Origin of the sequence: Paenibacillus sp. FSL H3-0333 (genome assembly GCF_038002805.1) — a bacterium.
Lineage (GTDB): Bacteria > Bacillota > Bacilli > Paenibacillales > Paenibacillaceae > Paenibacillus_AQ > Paenibacillus_AQ silagei.
Genome location: NZ_JBBODG010000001.1, coordinates 1,217,639 through 1,242,066, shown reverse-complemented (window position 1 = coordinate 1,242,066; position 24,428 = coordinate 1,217,639). Strand labels below are relative to the sequence as shown.

19 protein-coding genes are annotated in these 24,428 nt (G+C 50.3%); 3 read left to right on the top strand and 16 right to left on the bottom strand.

Features of this window, described 5'->3' with window-relative positions; translation table 11 throughout:
- The first annotated feature begins 137 nt into the window (after nt 1–137).
- Nucleotides 138–800 carry a response regulator transcription factor gene (locus MHH78_RS05490; protein ID WP_341166838.1) on the top strand — a complete coding sequence of 221 codons (663 nt, stop codon included), beginning with the start codon at nt 138–140 and terminating at the stop codon, nt 798–800.
- A gap of 388 nt (nt 801–1,188) precedes the next feature.
- Here MHH78_RS05490 and MHH78_RS05485 read toward each other — a convergent pair whose 3' ends face one another.
- The 5 genes from MHH78_RS05485 to ftsE form a co-directional block, all read right to left on the bottom strand.
- On the bottom strand, nt 1,189–2,535 hold the full coding sequence (locus MHH78_RS05485; RefSeq protein ID WP_341166837.1) for a PDZ domain-containing protein: 1,347 nt from the start codon (nt 2,533–2,535) through the stop codon (nt 1,189–1,191).
- Between the two features lie 159 nt (nt 2,536–2,694).
- Nucleotides 2,695–4,161: a S41 family peptidase gene (locus MHH78_RS05480; protein ID WP_036721180.1), complete on the bottom strand. Its 1,467-nt coding sequence runs from the start codon at nt 4,159–4,161 to the stop codon at nt 2,695–2,697.
- A 242-nt stretch (nt 4,162–4,403) separates the two neighbouring features.
- Complete coding sequence (locus MHH78_RS05475; RefSeq protein WP_341166836.1) at nt 4,404–5,720, bottom strand: murein hydrolase activator EnvC family protein; 1,317 nt, start codon at nt 5,718–5,720, stop codon at nt 4,404–4,406.
- Between the two features lie 43 nt (nt 5,721–5,763).
- Nucleotides 5,764–6,678 carry a permease-like cell division protein FtsX gene (gene ftsX / locus MHH78_RS05470; RefSeq protein WP_076080079.1) on the bottom strand — a complete coding sequence of 305 codons (915 nt, stop codon included), beginning with the start codon at nt 6,676–6,678 and terminating at the stop codon, nt 5,764–5,766.
- Nucleotides 6,668–7,354 (bottom strand): cell division ATP-binding protein FtsE, encoded by a 687-nt coding sequence (gene ftsE, locus MHH78_RS05465; RefSeq protein WP_036721184.1) that lies wholly within the window; start codon nt 7,352–7,354, stop codon nt 6,668–6,670. Before ftsE ends, ftsX begins: the two co-directional genes overlap by 11 nt.
- Before the next feature lie 190 nt (nt 7,355–7,544).
- Between ftsE and MHH78_RS05460 the strand changes: the two genes are divergently transcribed.
- Nucleotides 7,545–8,972: a VanW family protein gene (locus MHH78_RS05460; protein WP_341166835.1), complete on the top strand. Its 1,428-nt coding sequence runs from the start codon at nt 7,545–7,547 to the stop codon at nt 8,970–8,972.
- A gap of 124 nt (nt 8,973–9,096) precedes the next feature.
- Here MHH78_RS05460 and MHH78_RS05455 read toward each other — a convergent pair whose 3' ends face one another.
- The 8 genes from MHH78_RS05455 to MHH78_RS05420 all read right to left on the bottom strand — a co-directional run bounded on the left by MHH78_RS05455 (nt 9,097) and on the right by MHH78_RS05420 (nt 17,608).
- Entirely contained in the window at nt 9,097–9,702 is a 606-nt protein-coding gene (locus MHH78_RS05455; protein ID WP_076080077.1) for a DL-endopeptidase inhibitor IseA family protein, read from the bottom strand.
- Between the two features lie 217 nt (nt 9,703–9,919).
- A complete protein-coding gene (locus tag MHH78_RS05450; RefSeq protein WP_341166834.1) occupies nt 9,920–10,525 on the bottom strand; it encodes a hypothetical protein in 606 nt (201 codons plus the stop codon).
- On the bottom strand, nt 10,509–12,134 hold the full coding sequence (pilM, locus tag MHH78_RS05445; protein ID WP_341166833.1) for a pilus assembly protein PilM: 1,626 nt from the start codon (nt 12,132–12,134) through the stop codon (nt 10,509–10,511). Before pilM ends, MHH78_RS05450 begins: the two co-directional genes overlap by 17 nt.
- 15 nt (nt 12,135–12,149) lie before the next feature.
- On the bottom strand, nt 12,150–12,899 hold the full coding sequence (locus tag MHH78_RS05440; protein WP_341166832.1) for a prepilin peptidase: 750 nt from the start codon (nt 12,897–12,899) through the stop codon (nt 12,150–12,152).
- A 93-nt stretch (nt 12,900–12,992) separates the two neighbouring features.
- The gene (locus tag MHH78_RS05435) at nt 12,993–13,475 is read right to left on the bottom strand and encodes a type II secretion system protein (RefSeq protein WP_341166831.1); all 483 of its coding nucleotides are present in this window, start codon (nt 13,473–13,475) and stop codon (nt 12,993–12,995) included.
- 192 nt (nt 13,476–13,667) lie between these two features.
- On the bottom strand, nt 13,668–14,873 hold the full coding sequence (locus tag MHH78_RS05430) for a type II secretion system F family protein (protein ID WP_341166830.1): 1,206 nt from the start codon (nt 14,871–14,873) through the stop codon (nt 13,668–13,670).
- Nucleotides 14,873–15,922: a type IV pilus twitching motility protein PilT gene (locus MHH78_RS05425; RefSeq protein WP_341166829.1), complete on the bottom strand. Its 1,050-nt coding sequence runs from the start codon at nt 15,920–15,922 to the stop codon at nt 14,873–14,875. Before MHH78_RS05425 ends, MHH78_RS05430 begins: the two co-directional genes overlap by 1 nt.
- A gap of 21 nt (nt 15,923–15,943) precedes the next feature.
- Nucleotides 15,944–17,608 (bottom strand): GspE/PulE family protein, encoded by a 1,665-nt coding sequence (locus tag MHH78_RS05420; RefSeq protein ID WP_341166828.1) that lies wholly within the window; start codon nt 17,606–17,608, stop codon nt 15,944–15,946.
- Nucleotides 17,609–17,926: 318 nt separating this feature from the next.
- Here MHH78_RS05420 and MHH78_RS05415 point away from each other — a divergent pair, with 318 nt between their 5' ends.
- Nucleotides 17,927–21,277, top strand: a complete 3,351-nt coding sequence (locus MHH78_RS05415; RefSeq protein ID WP_341166827.1) for an Ig-like domain-containing protein — start codon at nt 17,927–17,929, stop codon at nt 21,275–21,277.
- Nucleotides 21,278–21,332: 55 nt separating this feature from the next.
- Here the strand turns inward: MHH78_RS05415 and MHH78_RS05410 are convergent, their stop codons facing one another.
- From MHH78_RS05410 to MHH78_RS05400, 3 genes are read right to left on the bottom strand one after another with little or no spacing between them, the layout of a single operon-like run.
- On the bottom strand, nt 21,333–23,192 hold the full coding sequence (locus MHH78_RS05410; RefSeq protein WP_341166826.1) for a hypothetical protein: 1,860 nt from the start codon (nt 23,190–23,192) through the stop codon (nt 21,333–21,335).
- 12 nt (nt 23,193–23,204) lie between these two features.
- Nucleotides 23,205–23,711, bottom strand: a complete 507-nt coding sequence (locus tag MHH78_RS05405; RefSeq protein ID WP_341166825.1) for a prepilin-type N-terminal cleavage/methylation domain-containing protein — start codon at nt 23,709–23,711, stop codon at nt 23,205–23,207.
- Entirely contained in the window at nt 23,695–24,261 is a 567-nt protein-coding gene (locus tag MHH78_RS05400; RefSeq protein WP_341166824.1) for a type IV pilus modification PilV family protein, read from the bottom strand. Before MHH78_RS05400 ends, MHH78_RS05405 begins: the two co-directional genes overlap by 17 nt.
- Nucleotides 24,262–24,428 lie beyond the last annotated feature (167 nt).

The window sequence follows — 24,428 nt, the reverse complement described above, 5'->3', positions numbered from 1 at the left end:
TGTAACGCATGCCGCATCCCCCAACTTCCTATATTAGTCTTATAAGAGATGGAGGCAACCGGGGAGTTTGCATACACACATCAAGTTAGCCGGGGACGGGCTGTCGGAAGAATATTTATAGATAGAGGTGCTGATTCATGATTAGCGTATTGATTGTTGACGATGATTCTTTTATCCGCGAGAGCCTGAAGGTATTGATCGGTTTGGATGCCGGAATCGAAGTGGCGGGAACCGCAGGGGATGGCCGGGAGGCCTTCTCCTTGCTGGGGGAGCTGGCCGGCGGAGCGGATGTTGTACTCATGGATATCCGGATGCCGGGATGTGACGGGGTGGAAGGCACACGGCTGATCAAAGAAGCCTATCCGGCCGTAGCCGTCCTGATGCTGACGACCTTCGATGATGACGAGTATATCATTGAGGCTCTGCGCTCCGGAGCCAGCGGATATCTGCTCAAGAACATCCCGCCGGACCGGATCATTCAAGGCATCAAAACCGTACATGAGGGCAATATGCTCATTCATCCCGAGATTGCCCGCAAGCTGGCGGGCTTCCTCCAGCCATCCGCGCGTCAGGAAGCTCCCGAGGCTCAGCCGCTTGCTTCCTATGGTCTGACCAAGTCCGAGCAGGCAGTCGTCACCTCCATTGCAGAGGGGCTCACCAACAAGGAAATCGCCGCCAAGCTGTTCCTGAGCGAAGGCACCGTCAAAAACTATATCACCGACATCCTCAGCAAGCTCGGCGTACGTGACCGGACACAGATTGCGATTCTGTACCTGAAGAGTACACAGGGGAACCATTGAGCCTTGGAAATGCTATCTCTCGCCAATTCTGAGCGTTTCCTCTCACGGGCCGCTTGTCTGGAGCCGCATTGTTGCACATTTTGCAGGCTCCTTCTAAAGTGTTACCGGCTACGGGTACATTGTTGCATCATTTGCAGGAATTCTAGTGCTTAGTGCGATCCGCTCCGGCCGAATGTGGTCGGTTTTTCGATTACATTTCTCCACAGCCCACCCACTCCGGCCGAATGTGGTCGGTTTTCCGCATACATTTGGCCCGGGTGCCTCACATCACTTCCTTAACAAATATACAAGGCCCGTTCCCCCCTGAACTTAGTTCAGAAAGAACGGGCCTCTTTATGCTTCCGTACCAGCAGCCGCTGGGGGAACCAATTACGTTGATAATCATCCGTCAGACGCCGGCAGATTCCTGCTTGGCCTCTGCCGGCGGCGTCTGTTTGGCCTCCGCAGGCGGCGTCTTCTTCGCCCGGCCCAGCCGGTCGCCCTGCACTCCCCGCTGCCGGATGCCTGTCCGCATCCCGATGATGCTGAAGATGCTGGACGGCTTGGTTTCTGCGGTGATGCCCCCGTCCGGGTCCGGCACCAGAATGATGCCGAGCTGATGATGGTCCCCGGCATAGATCGCGCGCTGCAGATACTTGCTCTCGCCTTCGCGGTTCTGCACCTCCAGCTTGCAGAACGCGGGGTTCATGCGCAGCGCCTCATGCAGCTGCGCCGCGCTGGTCAACAGGACCCCGTTGACCTTCAGCAAGATCTCGCCGGGCAGGATGCCCAGCTCCTGCGCGGGGCTGCCCTGCAGCACGGCCAGCACCTTGCGGCCGGCCGGGGGATGCACGAAGACGGGGCTAAGGCTGCGCTCCTCCAGAGCGCTGTACCAGCTTAACCCTTCGTGCAGCAGAATAGCCGCGAGCGCCGCGACAACCGTCAGCGGGCTCCATAGGTCCGCAAGCAGGCTGAGGCCGAGCAGGACGGCGCTGTAGACCAGCAGCCGTCCGAACGTACGGGCCGCCTTGCGTCCGGGCAGCATGCCCTGGGTCATCTCGCTGAAGCCGATGATGACCGGCAGCGAGACCAGGCCTAAGGCTCCGCCCAGCAGCGGATGCCACGGCAGTTCACCGATTCCCGTGCCTGCGGGAATCAGCACGAACAGCGGCAGCGGCCAGAAGGCCTGCAGCTGGTAGCCGCCCACCACCTTGCCGCGCTTGCCGGCAAGGAACAACGGCGTCGCCAGCCGGGGCCCCTGCCAGCGCGCCAGCAGCGCCTCGGCCACGTGGAGCAGCGCGGCGAGCGCCAGCAACGCCGGGATGTCCATCTCCCGCACGGCATCCGCAACCGTTCCGGCGGCTCCGCTCTGCAGCGTCCCCGGGAAGAACGACAGTACAAACTGCACGATTCCAAGCGCGCCTATGGCATACGCAAAGCATAAATAACGCACCCGAAACAGCATTAAGACAAGGCTGACCACCCAGATACAGGCAACAGCCGTATAGGTCACTGATACTCCCAGTGCAACGGCCGCAAGGGAGACCACAAGTCCCATGAGTCCGCCAGTCCACACGGTCCGCCAGGTTTCCGGTCCCCAGCTATGCAGCTTCACATGAATAAGCTTCCGCTCCAGGGCTACCTGTCTGCGGTAATATAGGGCAATAAATAGAATAGCGATATAGTAATAGGGCTGAATCAGCAGATGAAGGACTGCTGTGCCCCAGCTGGTCAGCAGCTCCGGGAGTACATTCAACGGTTCGCACACTCCTTTTCATAGCCTATAGCAAATAGGGATTATCTGCACGCCAGCACAATGTATGCTGTTTTTCGCATACATTCGGGCCACAATTAAAACCAGAATTAAATGATAATATCCCATTCAAAGAAAAAAAGAAGGCTGAAATCAGCCCTCTTACTTGTTCGACGCCGCAGCCTTGATTTCCTTCTGAATTTCTTCGATCCCCTTATTCCGCTGATTGTCATTCACCGGATCCTGGATGACCTTGATCAGCGCCAGCTCCAGCGCTTCAGCGGTCTTGGCATCAATCGAGCCTGTCGATTTCAGCTTGGCTGCGCTCTGGAATTTCTTGACCGCTTCTTTGGTCCCGGCATCGAAATAGCCGTCCTTGCGGCCCGGCTTGTAGCCTAGCCCATCCAGCATCGTCTGTGCACTTTTGACATCTGCATTGTTCATATTATATTGCAGCGTAACGCTCTTGTTAATCGGCGCCACCGAGAAGTAATCCGGCTGGGCTACGGCGATATCCGGCTTAATGCCCTTGCCGTGAATCCAGGTGCCGTCAGGCGTCAGCCACTTGGCAATCGTAATCTTCAACAGGCTTCCGTCACCGAGCTGCTCCTCGAAGCTGGTCTGCACGGTTCCTTTGCCGAACGAATTCTCTCCGATCAGCTTGGCTCCGGCAGATTGCTGCAGGGCTCCGGCCATAATCTCCGATGCGCTCGCGCTGCCCTTGTTCATCAGCACGACTACCGGATACTTCTTGCTTGATCCCTTGGAGGTGCTGATCTCGCGCCGCTTGTTCTTATCCTCCACCTGCACAATGGCTTTGCCGGAAGGTACGAACTGCTCAACCATCTCAATGACGACCGGCAGCACACCGCCCGGGTCATTGCGGACATCAATAACGAGTCCCTTCATGCCCTGCTTCTCCAGCTTCGTCAGCTCTTCCTTGAAGCGCTCCGAGGTGTTCTGTGAGAACTGCGTAACCTCGATCACACCGACATGCTCCTTCTCCATCTTCGCATAGACCGTCTCCAGTCTGACATCATCACGGGTGATGACGAATTGCAGCGGCTCCGCTGTTCCGGTCCGCTGGACCTTCAGGGTCGCCTTACTTCCCTTGGGACCGCGGATTTTGGCTACAGCCGCATTCAGCTCCAGCCCTTCCAGCGATTCACCGTTCACGGAGAGGATTACATCCTTAGCCTGTATGCCGGCCTTCTCTGCCGGTGAGCCCTTGATAGGGGAGACTACAACGACCTTGCCGTTGTCGGAGGAGACTTCAGCGCCAATCCCCGAGAAGGAGCCTTCGATGCTCTCCTCGAACCGCTGTGCCGTCTCCTTGCCCATGTAGTTCGAATACGGGTCGCCCAGTGCTTCCATCATACCGTTGACCGCACCGTCAATCAGCTTCTCCCGGTCGACCTTCTCATAATAATTGCTCTCGATCAGGCTAAGAGCGGTACCCAGCTTCTTCGATTCCTTCTCCTGTAGTCCGGCAGTCTGCAGGACCGTTGCCAGCCCTTCGCCTGCCGCTTGTCCGAATACCTGCACATAACCGGTCACGCCCAGGGTCAGCAGACTGCCGCACAGCAGTGCCGCGACGATCATAAAGGCCGCAGTGCTTTTCTTTAACATGATGTTCCCACCGTCCCTTCTTGTCCATCTTAACACCAGCATGGGCCCGTTCCATGAGAAACGGCATCTCTTCCAGTATATGCCGCAGCACGAAAATATATTTATTTAATAATTTGAACTGATGATTTTTATGTTTTAGGATTGGCCGTGACTCCAGAGAAGTTTTGGACTTCCCCTTAACTTAATTTTTTAGTTCAATCTATATAGTTCAGCCAAACTTGAAATTTATCCGCTCAGTCTACTTACAGATAAGGCATAGGATTCACCGGTTTCCCGTTGATCCGCACTTCAAAATGCAGATGCGGGCCGGTGGAACGTCCGGTTGAGCCGGATTCGGCAATCGTCTGTCCGCGCTCAACACGCTCTCCCTGCTTCACACGGATACCGCCTTCGCGGATATGGCCGTACAGCGTCCATACCCCGCCGCCATGATCAATAATGACACAGTATCCGTAACCGCTATACCACTCCGCTAACACAACCGTACCGGAATCCGCCGCATGGATACTCGTACCCTGCGGCACGGCAAAGTCTATACCGGTATGCAGCTTGCCGACTTCATGCGTCACCGGATGGGTCCGGTAGCCAAAAGGAGAAGAGATCCGCGCGTAGCCCACCGGCCGCAGGTAAGGACCGTCTCCGCCCGAATAATCTTCTGCGCTCGCAACGGAGGAGCTGTCGCCGCCGGAAGACTTGGAGGCCTTCGCCTTCTCCGCCGCCTTGGCTGCGGCTACTGCCGCCCGGCGCTGCGCCTCAGCCTTCGCTGCAGCTGCCCTGCGCGCTGCTTCCTCCGCCTTAATCTTGTCCTTCTGCGCTTCCAGCGCAGAGCGGCTGCTAGCCAGCTCTACCAGCTTGGCATCCTGTTCAGCAGAGATGACCTCCGAATTCTCAATCTCCTCATCATAATAAGCGATGAGCTCCTGCTTCTCCGCTTCCTTCTCCTTCAGCATACTGCGCTGGGCTTCCAGATCGGTATAGAGCTGCTTCGCCGTTGCATATTGCCCTTCCAGCTCCTGCTTCTTGGCAATCACCGTCTGCTTGTCCAGCTTATGCTGCACCAGCAGATCCTGATCCTGATCCACGATCATCTTCAGGGAATCGGCCCGGTCCAGAAAATCAGAGAAGCTGGTCGAGGACAGCAGTACATCCAGATAGGAGACTGCGCCATCCGTGTACATCAGACGGACACGGGATTCCAGCAGCTTTTCGCGGGAGGCCACACGCGCCTCCGCATCATCCAGCTCCGTTGCCGTCACGGTAAGCGACTTCTCCGTGCTGGCAATTTTGCCGGATATCGTGGTCATCTCACCCTTCACCTGGGCAATCTGCCCCAGCACATAGTCCAGATTCAGCGTGGTCTTATTCTTATAGTGCTTAGCCTCCTGATTACGGGAGTCCGCCTTCTCCTGCGCCGCCTTGGCCGCCTGGACCTCCTGCTGCAGCTGCTTCAGCTGCTTATCAATTTCGGCAACGCTTGTTTTCTTCGCATACCCGTCAGAGGGCCCGAACATTGTGACAGCCAGCAATATTACGGCCATTCCGGCAGCAATTCTTTTCAACTTGCACTCTCCGTCCTTTGTTCAATAATGTGAATAATACAGGCTATACCTTCAAGAACTTGCGGATCGATACCGTGCTGCCCCATACGCCAATCAGCACCCCGAGGCCCACCAGCAGCCCGCACAGCAGCAACCAGATATTCTCAAACGGAATCAGCTGCAGCCCCAGCATCGGATCTCCCTTCACGGAAGCCACCAGACTGCTGTAACCGGCGTAGAGCGCACCCGAGGTTACCACTGAACCGATCAATCCGATCAGAGCACCTTCGATGAAGAAGGGCCAGCGGATGAAATAATTCGTCGCTCCCACAAGCTTCATAATGCCGATTTCCTTGCGGCGGGCGAGAATCGTTACCCGGATGGTATTCGAGATCAGGAACATCGACATCAGCGCCAGTCCCGCTACAAAAATAAACCCGATATTCCGCACCGCCTTGGTCACCTTGAATAAAGTCTCCACAGAGCCTTTCCCGTAGTTCACCTTGTAGATCGGCTGCTCTTCATGCGTCTTGTTCAGTGCTTCTATCTTCTCCGCTACAAACGGAACCGTGGTCGGCTCAATGACTTCAACGAGCAGCTTGTCCGGCAGCGGATTATTGTCTTCATCAAAGCCTTCCAGGAGTTCGGCGGCATCCGGCCCCATATCTTCACGGAATTCCTTCAAGCCCTGTTCTTTGGAGACGAACTCCACCTTGCTGACTTCCGGCATATTGCCGATTTCGTTTTCCAGCTTCTCCCGCATCTTCTGGTCCGTATTCAGCGTCAGATGCACATTGATCTGCACCTGGCTGTCTGCTTTGTCCGCAATTTGATTGACGTTGAGCACCAGCAGGATGAACACTCCGAGTACGAAGAGAGAGACAACGATGGAAGTGATGGACGCCACCGACATCCAGCCGTTGCGGAATACGTTTTTGAAGCCTTCCCGCAAATGCCGCAAGAAGGTTTTAAAACTCATAACCGTATTCCCCTCTCAATTGGTCTCTGACGATCGTTCCATTCTCAATCGCTAGCACCCGTTTGCGCATTTTGTTCACAATATCCCGGTTGTGGGTCGCCATAACGATCGTGGTACCGCGAAAATTAATCTCATCCAGCAGCTGCATAATGCCCCACGAGGTCTCCGGGTCCAGATTGCCGGTAGGCTCGTCCGCAATAATAACGGAAGGATTGTTGACGATGGCTCTGGCAATCGCGATCCGCTGCTGCTCCCCCCCTGAGAGCTGTGAGGGCTCACGCCCCGCCTTGCTGCGCAGTCCCACCAGATCGAGCACTTCATTCACACGCTTCTTGATAATCTTCTTCGGCGCCTCAATAACATCCATCGCAAAAGCTACATTCTCATACGCCGTCATCTTCGGCAGCAGCCGGAAATCCTGAAAGACCACACCGATATTGCGGCGCACATAAGGGATCTTACGGGGCTTCAGCTTGCCGATATTGAACCCGCCTACGGAGATCTGTCCTTTGGTCGGCGTTTCTTCTCTATAAATTAATTTCATGAACGTTGATTTCCCTGCGCCGGACGGTCCGACAATGTAGACGAACTCATTGCGGTCGATTTTGACCGATATTCCCTGCAATGCATGGGTCCCGTTAGCATAGGTCTTCCATACATCCTGCATCTCAATCATTTTCTCACTTCCCGATTCTGACATCTTCCGCCGGGCCACCGGGCCGGGGGAGCTTCCATAAACTGCATGATTATCGCAGGCGTATCTATTGTAACAAATCCATAACCCCTTGAGTACCCGAAAGTTTTACCGAATCCTTACATATACATAAAAACATCAGGTTTCGCCCCCATAGAAGGAGAGATTATTTATGAAAAAAATACACGCCGCTCTCATCGCGGGTTTCGGTCTGATGCTGGCCGGTTCGCTGGCTGCCGGAGGACTCCATCTATATGGCACCCAGCCTACCCTGCCCGCAAATACCGTTATCGCTGGCTGGGAGGTTGGCGGAATGAACATCGCTGACGTAACGGCCGGAATGGAGTCAAGACTTCAGGCGCTGGAAGCCACTCCACTCATGCTGAAGGCAAAAAATAATGCCGGACTACAGGTTACCCTTAAGCAGGCAGGTGTTACCTATGAAGCCGGGGACTTCCTCCAGGCGCTGAAGACGCTGACGGACGGCACGCTGATGGAGCGGGTACAAGCCCGGCGCAGCTGGTCCGGCAGCTGGAATATGGAGATTCAGCTTCAGACTGCGCAGCTCAGAAGTCTTTTGAATCCCGAATGGGAAAAAGCCTCCTTCGGCGTTCCGGTCGATGCGGTCCGGCGGATCACCGGAGATGACCGGGTCGTCTATACGCCGGGCACCTCCTCCTACGAGGTGGACTGGCAGGCACTGGAGCTTGCGATGCAGGCAGCAGTGCCCACCCGGTTGGCCGCTGACGGCACACTTCGGGATCAGCAGATTCAGCTGGAGGTTCCCCTTGCCGTCAAGCAGCCGAAGATCACGCTACAGGCGCTCAAGGATCAGGGCATCGATCGCAAAATCGTCCAGTTCAGCACCTCCCTCGGGGCCAGCGGCCCCGGGCGCAGCTTCAATGTGGAGGCGGCGGCCAAAGCCGTGAACGGCACGGTGCTGCCGCCGAATGCGGTTTTTGATTATGGAAAAGCAATCCAGAAGGCCCAGACCGAATACGGCTTCCGCGAAGCCCCGGTCATCGTGAACGGCAAGCTCCAGCCCGGCACGGGCGGGGGGATCTGCCAGGTCTCCAGCACCCTGTATAATGCTGCGCTGCGCTCCGGGCTTGAGATCGTAGAACGGCGCAACCACTCGCTTCCGGTCAGCTATCTGCCCAAGGGGCAGGACGCCACTTTTGCCGAGGGGTATATTAATTTCCGCTTCCGCAACAACACCGGCAAATATCTGATCATCAAATCCGAAGTCCAGGGGCGCACGCTGACCATCAAGCTGTTCGGCACGTTCCCGAAGAACGTCACCTATTCCATTGAATCCAGAACCGTTGAGGTGCTGCCCCCCACAGATAAATATGTGAGCGATGCCTCGCTCCCCAAGGGCGGAACCCGGGTACTGCTTGCCGGCAAAACCGGCTATGTAGTTGAAACTTACATTACCCGCCACGTAGATGGTAAAGCCGTAGAAAGAAATCTGCTCTCCCGCGATACCTATTACGCCCAGAAACGTGTCATTGCCATCAACCGCGGCGGGATGAGCAAATCCGATCAGCCCGAATCCCCGCGCAGACAACTGGTCGAGGACGGTGTGAAGGGGCGGTAACGTCCGGTTCGCCGAATCATCTGAAGTATGTACGGCAAGCAGAAACGGCTGTGCCCACCTTGTGACAAGGTCGGCACAGCCGTTATTTTATGAAGCGCTGGATGGAGCCTGAAGCCTCTGCTGCTTAGAAAAGGGTATCCGGCGACATATCAATTCTCCAGTAACCGTTAACCTTCTTCAGCTTCACTGTTACTACTTCGGAAGACCCGTTCGCCCCTTCCGCAGGTACAGTCAATTCGAACACTGCCGCCTGTGCAGTCTTGGAGACCATCCGTGCAGTCGCTCTGGTGAAATCCAACGAGTTGCCCAGATCGGAATTGACCTGCGCCATTCTGCCCTCATGCTCCAGGAACTGTGTCTGTGCGTAGAAGGCGGCCGCATTATGCGTGAACCCCTTCTTGATATAGCTCATCAGCTGCTGCTTCGAGCCCAGATCACTGGACAGATAGCGGTACTCCTGTGCTTTATAAGTGAACAGCTCCGGGCTGAATACATTGCCTCCCCGGCTCGCATACGTATATAGCTTCTTGGCATGAACCACCAGCGGAACAACGCTCCGCTCAGTAAGATTGTTAATGGTCGCCGGCCCTTCCTTGCCCGGTGCAGACGCCGCAACCGTTCTTACGCCCTCAATACTTGCCACCGGTGAAGCCGCAAGCGCTCCGCCCCCTGCAGAGACAAGACCCAGTGATAATGCCAGTGAACCGATCATCCATTTTTTGTTCTTCATCTTGAACGCCTCCTCGTATTCCTGTGTGGTAGCCTGAAGCTTACTTCAGACTAAGCTGCTGCGATAAGTACTCTATAACATTACAATAGCCCGTAAGCTGTAATACCCAAACCACCCGGGGGTATAAACGGGTAATGGGGGAAATGCGTAAAAAAACTCTGCCCTCCGTGTAAATGGGGGGCAGAGTTGGGGGAGCGGGATGGGCATAGGGTACAGCTTAATTACCAGACTTAGGTGCTGTAGCTTCGAAGTACGCGGTAAAAGACACATTTGCCGTCAGGATACTGCCCGGTTTCATCCGAGTAGGGAACTCGTAGGGTTGTTGGAAGGAGAAGGAGTCTACGGTGATCATTCTTGGTATAACGTTCAACTGCTTCAGCCACTCATGGATCTCGCCATAGCCACCTTCTACGATAGCTGTCATTTTGACCTCTTGCAAGCCCGTTACGGATGCTGGTATTCCAGTCCGTGCTCCTGCTGTGCTTGAATCCTGCAAGGAGAATCCTATATCCTTCAGCCTCGCATGCGAGCTGTCACCGATGCCTTTAAGATCATTGATCAAAGACTCGCTGCCATCGCCAAGCGGAATTGCCATCAGCGCCGTTTCTTCGTCTGAAGTAGTGTTGCTCTCAGAGCTTTTGAGTTCATTAATCTTATTCTCCAAAAGCAGTTTCTCCCGCTCCAACTGGGTGAGTTGTGTATTCTGCACAGACACATCACTGTTTACCGGACGAATAGCCAGCATATAGAAGACGAATAGGATCAGGAATAAAATCAAAATGCCCATGACGATCTGTGAACGGTATTTATTGATCTGTACCACTGTTGTCCGAGTCTCCTTCCGTGACAGTCTGCGTACCTGCCGCTTGCTGCTCCGCAGCAGCCGGAGCCATCCCTACCCTGAACACTGCGGTGTACTTCATCAGATTGGATACACCGCCAGCCGTTATATCTGATGCTCCTTCCGACAATTTCTCAATAACCGCTTTCCGGGAGAATGACATCTCCCGCAGCGCTGTCAAATACGTTCCGCTATGCTCCATAGCTGTAAAGTTCACAGTCAGCAGCAAGTCACCCTGAAAAGCATAGCTGATCTCACGAATAACAGCAGCATAGGGAAGCTTCGCTTGCAGCTCATCGAGTACAGCGGCAGCATCCGCTCTGCTTGTGGACAGTGCCTCAATAATGGCAGCCCGGTCAAGATTTCCACTTCCGGCCCCACTCTTATTCAGACCGGTTAGTTCCAACTGCAGTATAGTATTTTGATCCTGGATATTCTGAATTTGTATGCTCTGGTCCACGTAGTCGTTATGTACAGAAGCGTACAAAATCCCAGTTCCCACCGCACCAAGTAACCATACTGCGGCAAGCGTTATGGCGACATACGGGAACACGATCGTCTCACGATCCTCACGCGGTAACAAGTTAATACTGCGGATTTCAGGAGTACGAAGTGCCGTTCCAGCAGCTATCCGATAATCGTTCAGGCTGAAATCCGGCTTGGCGCCTTCTGCGAACTGATCAACGGCAATAGGGGCTATCGCCAGCTCCGGCAGAGCGCCTAGCAACTCTTGCTGCAGCTGTCTTCGCATTTCGGGGGAGCCTGTGATCAGCAGCTCGGTAATCCTGGTAGTCCCATCATGCAAGCTGTACTGGTAAAAGCTCAGCATCCGGGAAATTTCTGCTGTAATCTCCACGATCTGCTCCGAAGACAAATAATCCTGTGAGGTTGCTGCAACCTCTGCTTCTGCCAGGAACGGTTGATCTTCAATAAAGTTCAACGGTTCCTGATGTGCCAGATCGACCAAATTCATCGTCCGCATAAACACCGGATGACCGCTACGGAACATATAGATATCAAGCAGGGACTGCTCCAAATGGATCAGCATCGTCTCATTAAATGCATGCCCATAGCCTGCCACAATACTACGCGCAAGAGCTGTTGCGGATACCTCAACGCTTTTAATTTTTAATCCGGCATCTTCGAATACATCCACGTAATCCTGGATGACCTTGCGCGGTGCAGCCAAAATAATCAGCTGGCTCTCCTGTTCATCCTTTCCGGTAATAACATAATCATAGACCGGGTTCTCAAACGGCAGATGCAGACTGGTCTCGACCTCCAGCTTAACCAATTGATCAATCTGCTTTTCGTTAATGCTGGGAATCGTCATTTTACGGATGATCATTTGTGAAGGCGGAATGGACAGACTAACCTTGCTCCCGCGCAGCCCTTTGGTCTTGACCCATTGTCTTAACCGGTCAAGCAGTGCCTCACGATCCGCCACCTGGTTCTCCATAATCATTCCCGGCAGCAGGGGCATAAATCTTTTTTTATGAATTTGTTTGGATTTATGATTCTTAAAGCTGATATAGCGAATTCCAGTCTGCTCGATAGAGATACCGGCGGCCTTGTTACCTATTCCAAACATGCTATAAAGTTCCTCCTAACGGATAAGCGCGAGATAACCGCTGATAAGATGTGAACCGTAAGAGAAAGCAATCAGTGAACCTGCAGCCAGCCAAGGCCCAAACGGGACCGGCTGCTTGCGCTGTACCTTGCCGAGTAGTATTAAAGTCCCCCCTGCCACTGTTCCCAGCGCACAGGCGATCAAGAAAGAGAGAATTACATTAGGAAAGCCGACCACCCAGCCCAGCAGCGCAAACAGCTTCACATCTCCCATCCCCATGCCCCCGAACAAGGCCAGCACCAGTACAATAACACCGCCAACCACTCCACCCAGCAAGTGCAACCACAGCGGCCCCTCCGCAAAAAAGATCACCAGCACTAACAGCAGCGGCGTGAAAAACAGCAGAACCTTATTCGGGATCAGCATGTATCTCAGATCAGCCACCGTTACAATCACCGAGAGGCTGACGAGCACAAACCCGATAGCCCCTTTGCCAGTCAGTCCAAACTGCAGATATACCCACAGAAACAAGAGCCCTGTTGCCGCTTCTCCCAACACATACAGCGGCGAAACCCTCGCCCCGCAGTGACGGCACCTGCCACTGGACAGCAGGTAGCTCAGCACCGGCATCAGGTCTCGTGCAGTAAGACTTGTCCCACAGCTTGTACAATGCGACGGCGGCCGCAGCAGCGACTCCCCCGCAGGCACCCTCAGTGCCACTACATTATAGAACGAGCCCAGAATCAGGCCGATAAGCGTGATGTAACCTGCGATAATGATCGTCATGAATCATCGGTTCCTGTCTGGTGGATTTTAAAAAAGGAATCGGGAATTCCGATTCCTTTTTTTAACAAAAGCAATCTCGAATAAAAATGAGACTTATTTCCGTGTAGCTTTTAAAATTTGCTCTGGTGAGAATAAACCACTAGTAGAGTTGGATGCTGCTGAAGATTTAGGAGTTAGCGTTACTCCCGTTAACTCACCACTTGAATTAAAAGTCACCGTTCCTCCTGTAATCTCTTCTTTTGTACTTGGTAAGTACATTGGACTTTCAAGATACCCCATATTTTGAAGCGTCCCTTCTGTTGTCTTTGGTCCAATATTTATAGTTAAGCCATTAGTTTCTTTAAATCCCCCCCCTTTTTCTCCAATTACATAAAGCCGTGCCGCATCATATACCTGTCTAGCCGTAGCTACGTCAGAATCTTTCTTTGAATTATCAATGACATTACCAATCATCGGAATCGCAATAACTGCAATAATCCCCAAAATCACAATAACCGCCAATAACTCAATCAACGTAAACCCTTTTTCCTCTTTAACCGCCTTGCCTAATTTCTTCCGAATCGCTTCTGCCAACATTCCGCTTCCCCCTTTATCAATATCAATAGTGAATAAGACCGAAATTCGGATAATTCTTCATTCCGCAATATCTTGCTGCTTTACTGCTATTACAAAAATATTCTTGTCTTTTCCCCGCTAGTTGGGAGCTAACCTCCCCCTGGTCCACCTTCTTGGCGTCACCCCTCTCAATCTATGCAAGGAGCACATGGCTCACATGTTGCCATAAAGACTGAACATCGGCAGCATAATCGCTGCGACAATTACGCCGACTACACCAGCCAAGAAGGCAATCAGCAACGGCTCAAGCAGTGACTTCAGACGGTCGACGGTATTCTCTACATCCATCTCGTAGAAATCCGCTACCTTGGAGAGCATTTGATCAAGTGCCCCGGTCTCTTCTCCGATGGCAATCATCTGTGTAACCAGCGGCGGGAATACCCAGGCCTTCTTCAAGGGCTCCGATAGCGGCTTGCCCTGTCTCAAAGAGTCACCTGCACTGCGGATATAACCCCCGATCACTCTGTTGCCGGCTACCTCCTCCAATATGGACAGTGCCTGAAGAATAGGTACCGAACTGGCATAGAGTGAGGCAAAAGTACGTGTAAATTGGGCAATCGAGCCCTTTTGATTCAGCTTGCCAAACACCGGAACTTTAAGCTTGGCGTAATCAAGTGCATAAGCACCTTTTTCTGTCCGCTTGGCTATCTGAAAAGCTGCCACAAATAAGATAATGGCGAAGAACCAGATGTACCATTGTCCCTGTATACTTTTGCTGAGCGCGAGCACCATCTTAGTAATGGCCGGAAGCTCGGCATTCATCGATTCAAACATGGTTACAAACTGCGGCACAATCGCCCATAGCAGGTATACCACTGCCGCAACAGCCATAACAGCAACTGTGACCGGGTAGGTCAGCGCCGACTTGATTTTCTCAGTAGTGGTATGCCGCTTCTCAAAATATACAGACAGCCGCTCAAGCGTCCCTTCCAGATCACCGGATTCTTCACCAGCGCGGATCATACTGACGAACAGCGGAGGAAATATCTTCTTATGCTCCTGAATGGACTGGGACAGCGAAATCCCGCGCAACAGACTCGAGTTGACATCAAGAAGCGCTTTGCGCAGCGCCTTGCTCTCTGTCTGCTCGGCGAGAATACGTGTGGCATCTACAATGGAGACTCCAGCCCTTATCAATGTAGCGAACTGGCGGCAGTAAATGATGAAGTGGATCGTCTTCACCGGATTGCCGATATAGATCTCCGTCGATAAGAATGAGGTTCTCTGCTCGGAGAGAGAGAATACCGTGAGTCCCCGCTTGCGCAACTCATCCATCGCCGTTGACTTGTCCGAAGCCGTCAGCTTACCCTTTAGTTGCTTGCCGGCATTCGTCCGGACCTGATACTCAAATTGGGGCATTAACTGCTCACCTCCGTAAGGAGGCCTCTGGCTGCTTCGGACTGAATCAGTCCCAGCTGTAGTTGCTCACGGATATTCATCTCAAGGGTATGCATCCCAAGCCCACGGCTGGTTTGCATAACATTTTTGAGCTGGTGGGTCTTTTCGGTACGGATGAGGTTGGCCACCGCCGGTGTATTGATCAGCAGTTCAGTTGAACTCAGGCGCCCCTTCCCTCCAGCCCGTGGAAACAATCGTTGGGAGAGCACTGCCAAGAGAACGGAAGCCAACTGTGAGCGTACCTGTCCTTGCTGATGACCAGGAAACGTGTCAATGATCCGATCTATCGTCTGCGGCGCATCGGTCGTATGCAGCGTAGCCATCACAAGATGCCCTGTCTCCGCTGCGGTGACGGCAGCGGAGATCGTCTCAAGATCCCGCATTTCCCCTACCAGAATCACATCCGGATCTTGGCGGAGAGCCGCCCTAAGTCCGCTTGCAAAGCTGCCTGTATCATTGCCCACCTCACGCTGATCAATCAGGCAGGTTCCGTGTATATGCAGAAACTCGATCGGATCTTCAAGTGTAATAATATGTTTGCTGGCTGTCCGGTTAATGTAGTTCAACATCGCAGCCAGTGTCGATGACTTCCCGCTACCGGTCGGTCCCGTCACCAGAATCAGACCTTGTGGTTTCATCGCCAGACTGGAAAGTACCGGAGGCAACGACAGCTGTTCAAGGCTTGGAATTTCTACGGGTATGGCCCGAGCCGCTATGCTCACTTCGCCACGCTGCCGGTACACGTTCACGCGGTATCTTACTCCGCTGTCCAAGGTGTAAGAGAAATCAAGTTCCCCGATATTGCGGAATTCTACACTTCTATCACTGCCAAGCAGCATATCTGCCATATAGACTGCTTCCCCTGGGCTAATCTTCTCACCTTCCAGCGGTTGAAGTTTCCCGTCAATCCGCATAACCGGCGGAGAGCCTACCGAAATGTGCAAGTCAGAGGCCTTCGATGCAAAAGTCTTATACAGCAATTGAACAATATCCCATGAAAAAGCTTGCACTCTCGTCTCCCCCTAAAAAACTTAATGCGAAACTGTCTCGCGCATGACCTCCTGCAAGGTGGTTATTCCTTTGGAGACTTTAAGGAACCCATCCTCCATTAACTGCACCATACCTTTCGCTTTACCTGCCGCACGCAGCTCTTCAATCGAAGCCGATTCTGTAATCAGCTGACGCAGATGGTCATTAATTGTCAGCACCTCGTGGATCGCGATCCGGCCTCTATAGCCTGTATTATTGCAGCTGCCACAGCCCCTGCCATGATAAATCACATGCTCTGGCAGTCCGTGCCTGCGCAGCATAATTGATTCCTGTTCGGTTGGCTTATGGTCCTCACGGCAATCCGGACAGATCTTGCGCACCAGCCGTTGTGCTACTACTCCAAGCAAGGAAGAAGCTATTAAGTAGGGCTCAACACCCATATCGCGCAGCCGTGAAATCGTACTGATTGCATCATTGGTATGCAGTGTTGACAGTACCAAATGTCCTGTAAGCGAGGCGCGAACTGCAATTTCTGCAGTATCTGTATCCCGTATTTCCCCTACCATCACAATGTTGGGGTCCTGACGGAGAATCGAACGCAGACCCGCCGCGAAGGTCAACCCGATGGCCGGATTAACATGCACCTGATTAACCCCTTCGAGCTGATACTCCACCGGATCTTCGATGGTTATAATATTGGCACTCTCAGTGTTTAACTGATTAAGCGCCGCATATAAGGTTGTTGTTTTACCGCTGCCCGTAGGTCCCGTGATCAGAAGGATACCATAAGGCTTGCTGATCATCTCTTGAAAAGCTGCAGCGTTCCCGTCACTGAAACCAAGGCTGTCCACCGACTTCACTCCGGTACTTAAGTCCAGTAGCCGGAGAACGATCTTCTCTCCATGCATGGTTGGCAGGGAGGATACGCGGATATCGACCATTTTGTAATCAAACTGCATCTTGATACGGCCATCCTGCGGCAGACGCCGCTCAGCAATATTCAGCTTGGCCATTATCTTGAGTCTTGCCGTAATGTAACCCTGCATCTGCTTCGGTATAATCCGCTCTGTACGCAGTGTTCCGTCGATCCGGTAACGGATTGACAAGTTATTTTCACCGGGATCTACATGGATGTCCGATGCCCTCAGTGAAACAGCCTGTTGAATCATCTGGTTCACAAGTCTAACTATTGGCGAATCTTCGTCTGTAATCTCGGTTTCTTCAATCTCTTCCTGTGTAGGCAGCTCTACCATCATCTGGCTCATAGAGTCCCGCATACCATAGTGGCGGGCGATGGCCCGCGTCAGCTCGTCCCTGCTGGAAATTGCGGGTTCGATACGGAATCCGGTGCTCATGCGCAGATCCTCAATTGCAAAATAATCCAGCGGATCAGCCATCGCCACCATCAGTTTGCTGCCTTCTTTCATGAACGGAAGCACCTGATAACGCTTTGCCATGCTCTCGGGAATGATCTGTGTAATTGCAGGGTCAATCTGATATTTGAACAGACTGACATGTGGAATCCCAAGCTGAAATTCCAGTACTTCTATCAGTTGCTGCTCGGTGATATAGCCCTGGGTAATCAGCAGATCTCCCAGCTTGCGCTTGGATTTACGTTGCTCCACGAGCGCCTCTTCAAGCTGTTCCTGCGAGATAATTCCGTTGTCTACGAGCAGATCTCCCAGCCTCTTTTTCATGATGGCCATATCAGTTTCACTCCACAGTGATTCGATTTTTGTCCCAATCCATTATTTCCTATATATCCCAGACGGTTCGCTGGCTCAAACTTATGTATTCGTAATAATATTTCAAATTTAATAGTTATATAGACTCATGTTTTAGTAAAATATGCGCATCTTTTAATTGCCTATCTACTAAATATGTCCTAGAATGATATATAGCATAGATTGGTTAATTTTACAATGAAAACGCCGTTAAACGAATCCATAATTTAACATAATACATTCTTTTTTGACAGCAAATAAATCATATTAATCGGTTGGGGAGAGATAATGATGAGGCACATGAAGAAGACAAGACTATATTTAGTTTCAGGTGCTGCCTTGCTAATGTTACTCATCTTGCCTTTCTGGAAACTTATGACTGATGTGGCGGCGGACCAGACATCCGGTTATGTTGCAAAGGCGACACTACTCTTGGAACGCACAATCACAACCGATAGCGGAACAGTGGTAACCGGTAATCTGCCGGTAAATCAGAGCATTCGTCTTAACTATACGATCACTCCACAAGCCGTTAATGACAGCAATGCTGCAGGTATTAAGGAGCAAATCGTGTCCAATCTCGTATTTACAGAAAAACTTCCGGCCAATATTAATATTCAGGATTCTTCGCTTCCGGCTGGATTTAAAAAAGAAGTTGATCCTCTAACAACCGGATATACTATAACGGGTACACTTACGGATATACCTTATACTTGGAATCAGTCTAAACAAGCTTATATTGCTAATATTGATAGCGGTCAGACTAACAAAGTATTTAGCTTCTCTATACCTGCTCAAGTCTCCAATACAGGCAGTTACAATTTTAGCAATGCCAGCCTAAGCTTTGATGACATTCACGCTATAGCTGCAGCAACAGCAACTCCTACGCCAACGACTACCTTTAATCCATCTACTTCAACAACAAAATCCGTTCTAGGTGCAGCTGGAGATTATAACGTATTTGTCTTCGGAGAAGCCAAACTAACCGCTACACTTGAAGGTAATCTTGCTTCAGGTGGCAATACAACCGTAAGTGGGATTGACTTAAATAAGAAAAATACAGTCACCGTTCCTTACGCACTTGTTACAGGCGGTGATCTGGACTTTAAGAATGGTACCGTTAAAGGAAATATTTATCATCAAGGCACATTCCATAAAGTAGATAGTGGAACTATTGAAGAAGGTAAATACTATCAGGGACCCGTGGGGAAAATAATAGATTTTACAGCAGCTAAAAATTATCTTGAGAATTTCTCTGCTAGTTATGCTAACGCATCGACTAACGGAACTATTGAACCCTATGCTCTAACTGGAAATAACACAGTAAATACCTTTAGATTAGCGAACAATTATTTCAATCAAAATCTATGGCCGAGCTTAACAGCGAAGAGTGGCTCTTCAGTAGTAATAATTCTACCTGGAGAAACAGTTACCATTAAGAGCACCTTCACTTCGATCAATGGAATAACGGGAAGTAACATCTTATATCTGTTTCCAGAAGCCACGAGCATCAATATTTCTAATGTTGATATGAAAGGTTCAATTCTTGCTCCCAAGGCAAGAGTGAACTTTACAAATGGTCAGGTTCACGGGAATATTGTTGCCGCTTCTATTAATTCATCGTCATTAATCGCCAATCTTCCTTATAAAGGCCAATTACCTGTATTTCCAACACCTGCTCCAACAGCGACACCGTCACCAACGCCTGTACCAACAACGGCTCCCCGTGCAACACTTGTTTTCTCACCAATAACGTTAACTGTTATCCAGCCGGTTACAGATATTCAGCTGGCAGGTACTACCCTAGTAGTGGGAGAACACAAACAGTTAACTGCAATAGTCGTACCGTCCAATGCCAGTATAACTGCTCTGCAATGGAGTTCGGCTGATCCAGCCATCGCTACTGTGGACCAGAGCGGTCAGGTTACAGGAGTTGCTGCAGGTACTGCCCGGATAACCGCAAGTGCTACAGATGGCAGCGGAGTAAGCCGTACTGTAGACGTCCTGGTAAAAAATGTTGCGGTTACAGATATTCAACTGGAGGGAGCTACTCTGAATGTTGGCGAGAGCAAACCGCTTACTGTGACGGTAGCGCCTGTCAATGCCACCAACCCTGCTCTGCAATGGAGTTCAGCTGAACCGGGGATTGTTACCGTAGATCAGAACGGTCAGGTTACAGGTGTTGCTCCAGGCACTGCCCGGGTAACCGCAAGTGCTACCGATGGCAGCGGAGTAAGCCGGACTGTAGATGTCCTGGTAAACAAAGTTGCGGTTACAGACATTCTCCTTGAGGGAACTACCTTAATTGTGGATGAGAGCAAGCAGCTAAACGCCACCATTGTTCCTTCTAATGCGAGCATAACTACACTTCAATGGAGTTCAGCCAATTCAGGAATTGTTACCGTAGATCAGAACGGTCAGATTACGGGGGTCGCAGCTGGAACTGCCCAGATAACCGCAAGCGCGACCGATGGAAGTGGAGTAAGCCGTACCGTGAACGTCTTGGTAAAAAAGGTTGCGATTGAGGTCACAGATATTCTTCTGCAAGGAGCTAACTTGACGGTAAATGAGAGTAAACAGCTGAATGCAACAGTTGTTCCCACTAATGCAAGCCTGCCGGTATTGGAATGGAGTTCAAATAAGGCGGGGATTGTTACCGTAGATCAGAGCGGCATGGTTACGGGAATTGCAGAAGGGATTGCCCAAATAACTGCAAGCGCTACTGATGGAAGTGGTGTAAGCCGGACAGTCGATGTAGTGGTTAACTTCCAACGAACACTTACAATTGTGGGGGAAAACTCTACTACAATTAAGACGGGCCTGGATCTAACCGCTGATTACACAGGACCAGCCGGTGAAACAGGAATGAAATATGAGTGGACAATCGTATCTGGAGCAACAGGTTCTACACTGAACCCCAAGAGCGGGAAGAATACCATCTTCACGGCTGCTTCTCCGGGTGAATATACTGTCCAGCTAAGCTTCACTAGCGATATCATTACTACGCCAATTATCGAAACAAAGCAAATATCCGTTAGCAAGATACTGCTTGCAGACTTTAATTTAAACGGTGCAAAACAGGTTTATGCCGGCAGAGACTTAAATCTGTCATTAGATTTGAAACCTAAAAACGCAGATATTGCTGCAAGTGAAATTATCTGGAGTATCTCGGGCGATAATGCTGGAACATTTGCTTCTCTTAGTAGTACAGATACAACGAAGCTCGGAAATACTTTAGTAGCGAAGAAGGTGAAGACGGACTCTTCCGGGAATGCCCTAAATACTACGGTAACTGTGTCAGCAACTATAGGCTCAATTACCAAGGATATCAAAGTCGATATTCTGCCAATGACCATCCGCTTCTCGAAAAACACAATTTCAATTCCAGCTAGCAATAAGCTTGGTGATGACAATCATTTAAAGCCTTTGTTATGGTTGTATCCTTCGGATATTCCGGTTGAAGAATTGGTATGGACAAGCTCAAATGATTCTAATGCTTCTTTCGCAGATGTCCACGATGGAATAATTATCGGTCGCACCCCTGGCAATGTAGTCGTAACAGTAAGTTACAAGCCTTCACAGTATGCTGAGCCAGTTAGCGCGACCATAATTGTTCAAGTTAAACTACCAGACAACAAAGATAAATATTAACAATTACCGCACAAGTAAGCCGCACTCACTAAATGGTGAGTACGGCTTATTTGTGCTATTTATTCGCAAACTGAACCGGTCCTACGGAAATACTTACATTGCTTATTCGCGGCAGGCTGGACTGTTGATTAATATAAACCTGATTATTATATTCTACTTCGAAACGCCTCATTTCATTAGCGTTCTGAGAGACAAAATCATTATTGGGGACTTGTGCAGAAAGGCTCCTGACCTCACCTACAACCGCATTGACCGTCAAGTCCCCTTTCGCAAAGAATCCGCCATCTAATGAAAATCTCGATCCGACACCATACAGCTCACCGGTAGAATCTGTATAGAAGAAGGCCTTCATCGTAACCGGTTGATTAGAGAAGGCATCCAGCCGGTTAATAAGCACCTTCCCTTTAGAGATCAGAACCAATTCCTTACTGTTAAGCCCTTGTATAGTTGCATCTTCTACAACAGTGTTTCCAAGCACAAACATCGTAGAATCAAAGGCCAACTTACCCTTGATCGTTACATTCCCCGCCACAAGAATGTTTCCTTTTACATTCATAACTGTATCTGTATTATTTACAATAGCAAGATTTCCTGCAACCACTAACCATTTCGGACTCTCCTTCGCTTCATTTGTAAAGGTAATCCCCTTGTACCCAACTGTATCAATTAACAAATCCCCGTCATAAATTACCGATTTATCAATGGTTTGTATCTTATTTAGTTGCTCATTATACTCTTCACGCTTTAAGTTATTCTCTTCATCAATCTTTTGTTTCTCTTGTAGTGTATAATCGGGAGGATAGGGTTGTTCCTCATATGGCTCAGGAATCCTCATATGCTCACTTACTGTTCTAGTACCATCCTGAAGTAAAGTCGCTAATCCGTCCGGCCCTCCCAATTCAGCTGTAAATCCATCGTCATTCACACTATTTTCATCCAGCTTTATTTTATGAAGACTTTGCTTGAATCGGTCCTCCGCCCCTGCTAGCATTACTCCCGATTCTATCAGTTTATCCCAAAAAGATTCGAGGACATCAATTTGAACAAACTTCTTTTGCTCTTTAATCTTTACCTTATCGGAAGAAATCCCTAAAATCTCTTTATATTTCTGCTCATCACCAGAGACCACTGTCTGGAGTAACTGCTCGCTGATGAACTCAGGAGCATACTTTATACTATCCAAGGACTGCACATACACTTCGCCTGAGTCAATGTTGGCGGGGTTAGCCGAAATTTGTGGATATATGGTCGGACGCTTCAATGAATTCCCTTGATAAGAATATTCAGCAGTCTGAGTAACAATTAATTGGTTGCCAGCATAAATATTCCCTATTAATAACGGAGCACCGTTAAGCCTTAATGTCTGTTCGGAGCCAAAGGCATATTTAAGGAAATCCGGATAACTATCCAACGTAATTCGCTGCTTCAGCTTTCGGTTCACACCGTTCACCAGTGCAGAGGTGGAGATATCAATATAAAATCGTCTGGACTGCAAACTAGCATTTTTAGCATCTGGCGTATACAAAATTTCATCAATGGTACCACTGGCGCTATTAGTGATAAACCCAAGCTCCGTAGTAATATTACGGCTGGAGCCATTGAGTTCTCCGAGTGATTGAACAACAGCCTCCAGCTTGTCCGGATCTATTGCGCCCCGAGCTGCAAGCTGTGCCTGAATATAAGCCGTCGCCTCATCAAGTCCCTTTTGGGCTAAATGCAGACTCTGTACATCATTCTCCCTTGTTTCTGTACGCTGTGCTCCGCCAATCGTTGCCCCCATAACGGCCATTCCCAGAATGGTTAGCATCAGGACAAGAAACAATACAAGTACAAGTGCCGATCCCTTCTCATTCCGCAGACTCATTTTCCCCTTAATAATCCAGCGGCGCGGCACAGCTAACCTATACTTCCCCAAAAAGTTCTCCTCCTAAAAGCCAAATGTGCTCTCTAAAGACAAGTGAAATGGTTTACCCCCATACTCTTTATGAAGATTTAATTTAATTTGAATTAATCCACTCTCGCACGGTGTTCCTGTACTACAAGTAAGGATAAAGCCTGAACTATCTATCAAATCTGCCGTAGTTTCTGTCCGGAGGTCGGTAGCACCGTTAAAGGTCATTTTACCGTCTGCGATCCGAATTTCCTCATTCACGATACTACCATCGTCTTCTATTCGCGATAATGTCAACGTTGAACCATTAGAGGAAACCGTGTGGGGTGCGAAAGTATACATGTCTGTAATGATTGCAGACATCAGCAGATCCCCTTCATCTCTAAGCTTATTTTCAACGGACACCTGGTTATAGCTGCGAACACCAAATAACATTACGCCATAGATCAGTCCAGCAACCATAGAGAAAAGAGCAATGCCTGCTATCAATTCAATGAGTGTAAACCCCTGCTCCCTGCGGAGAAGATTAGCGAATCTCTTCATTTCTTAAGTATCCCTCCACAGCAGTCTCAGCGGAAATTCCACCATTCTTCTCAGGATTTCTAACAGTGATCAACACAGGTATAAGATACTCAGCCGCCCTTTGCCTAATTACATCTTCAGATTGCTTCATTTGACTATATATATCTGCCTGATAGGCAATGTTAACCGAATAGGTTATTCCATTAATAGTCGGATTGAGCACTTTCTTCAGTACAGTCTCGTCCTTCACCAACCCGCTGTAGGTACAAGGCGCATCAACCCCATCCTCCGTGCAAGTATCTGCAAAGCCTATATTTTTCTTCGTATTCAAATAGTCTTTCATTTTGTCAAAATCCTGCTTCTCCATATAAAACAAAGCGTTCCGCGCCAGATTGACCATAATCGTCTTGTTCTGGTTGGATTTGGAGTAGGATAGCGCGTGGGTGAAGTATGAGGTCAGCACCAGGGACACTATCGACAAAATGACGATGGCGGCCAGCACCTCGATTAAGGTGAAGCCCGCTTCCTTGCCCCGCTCGCGGCTGCGGTTACATGGGTCTTTCCAGGACATTGTGTTCGCTCCCTATACTCTATTGGATTCCATTATAGATAGTTCCCGCGCAGCAGAATAATGGCTTCTCTCACCCGCTGGTCGAAGTGTATCCATGTCTTCAGTCCTGTGTTCTTGTGCATTACTATGAATCTTTCTACCTACTTCCATTATATTCTTTCTCCTCT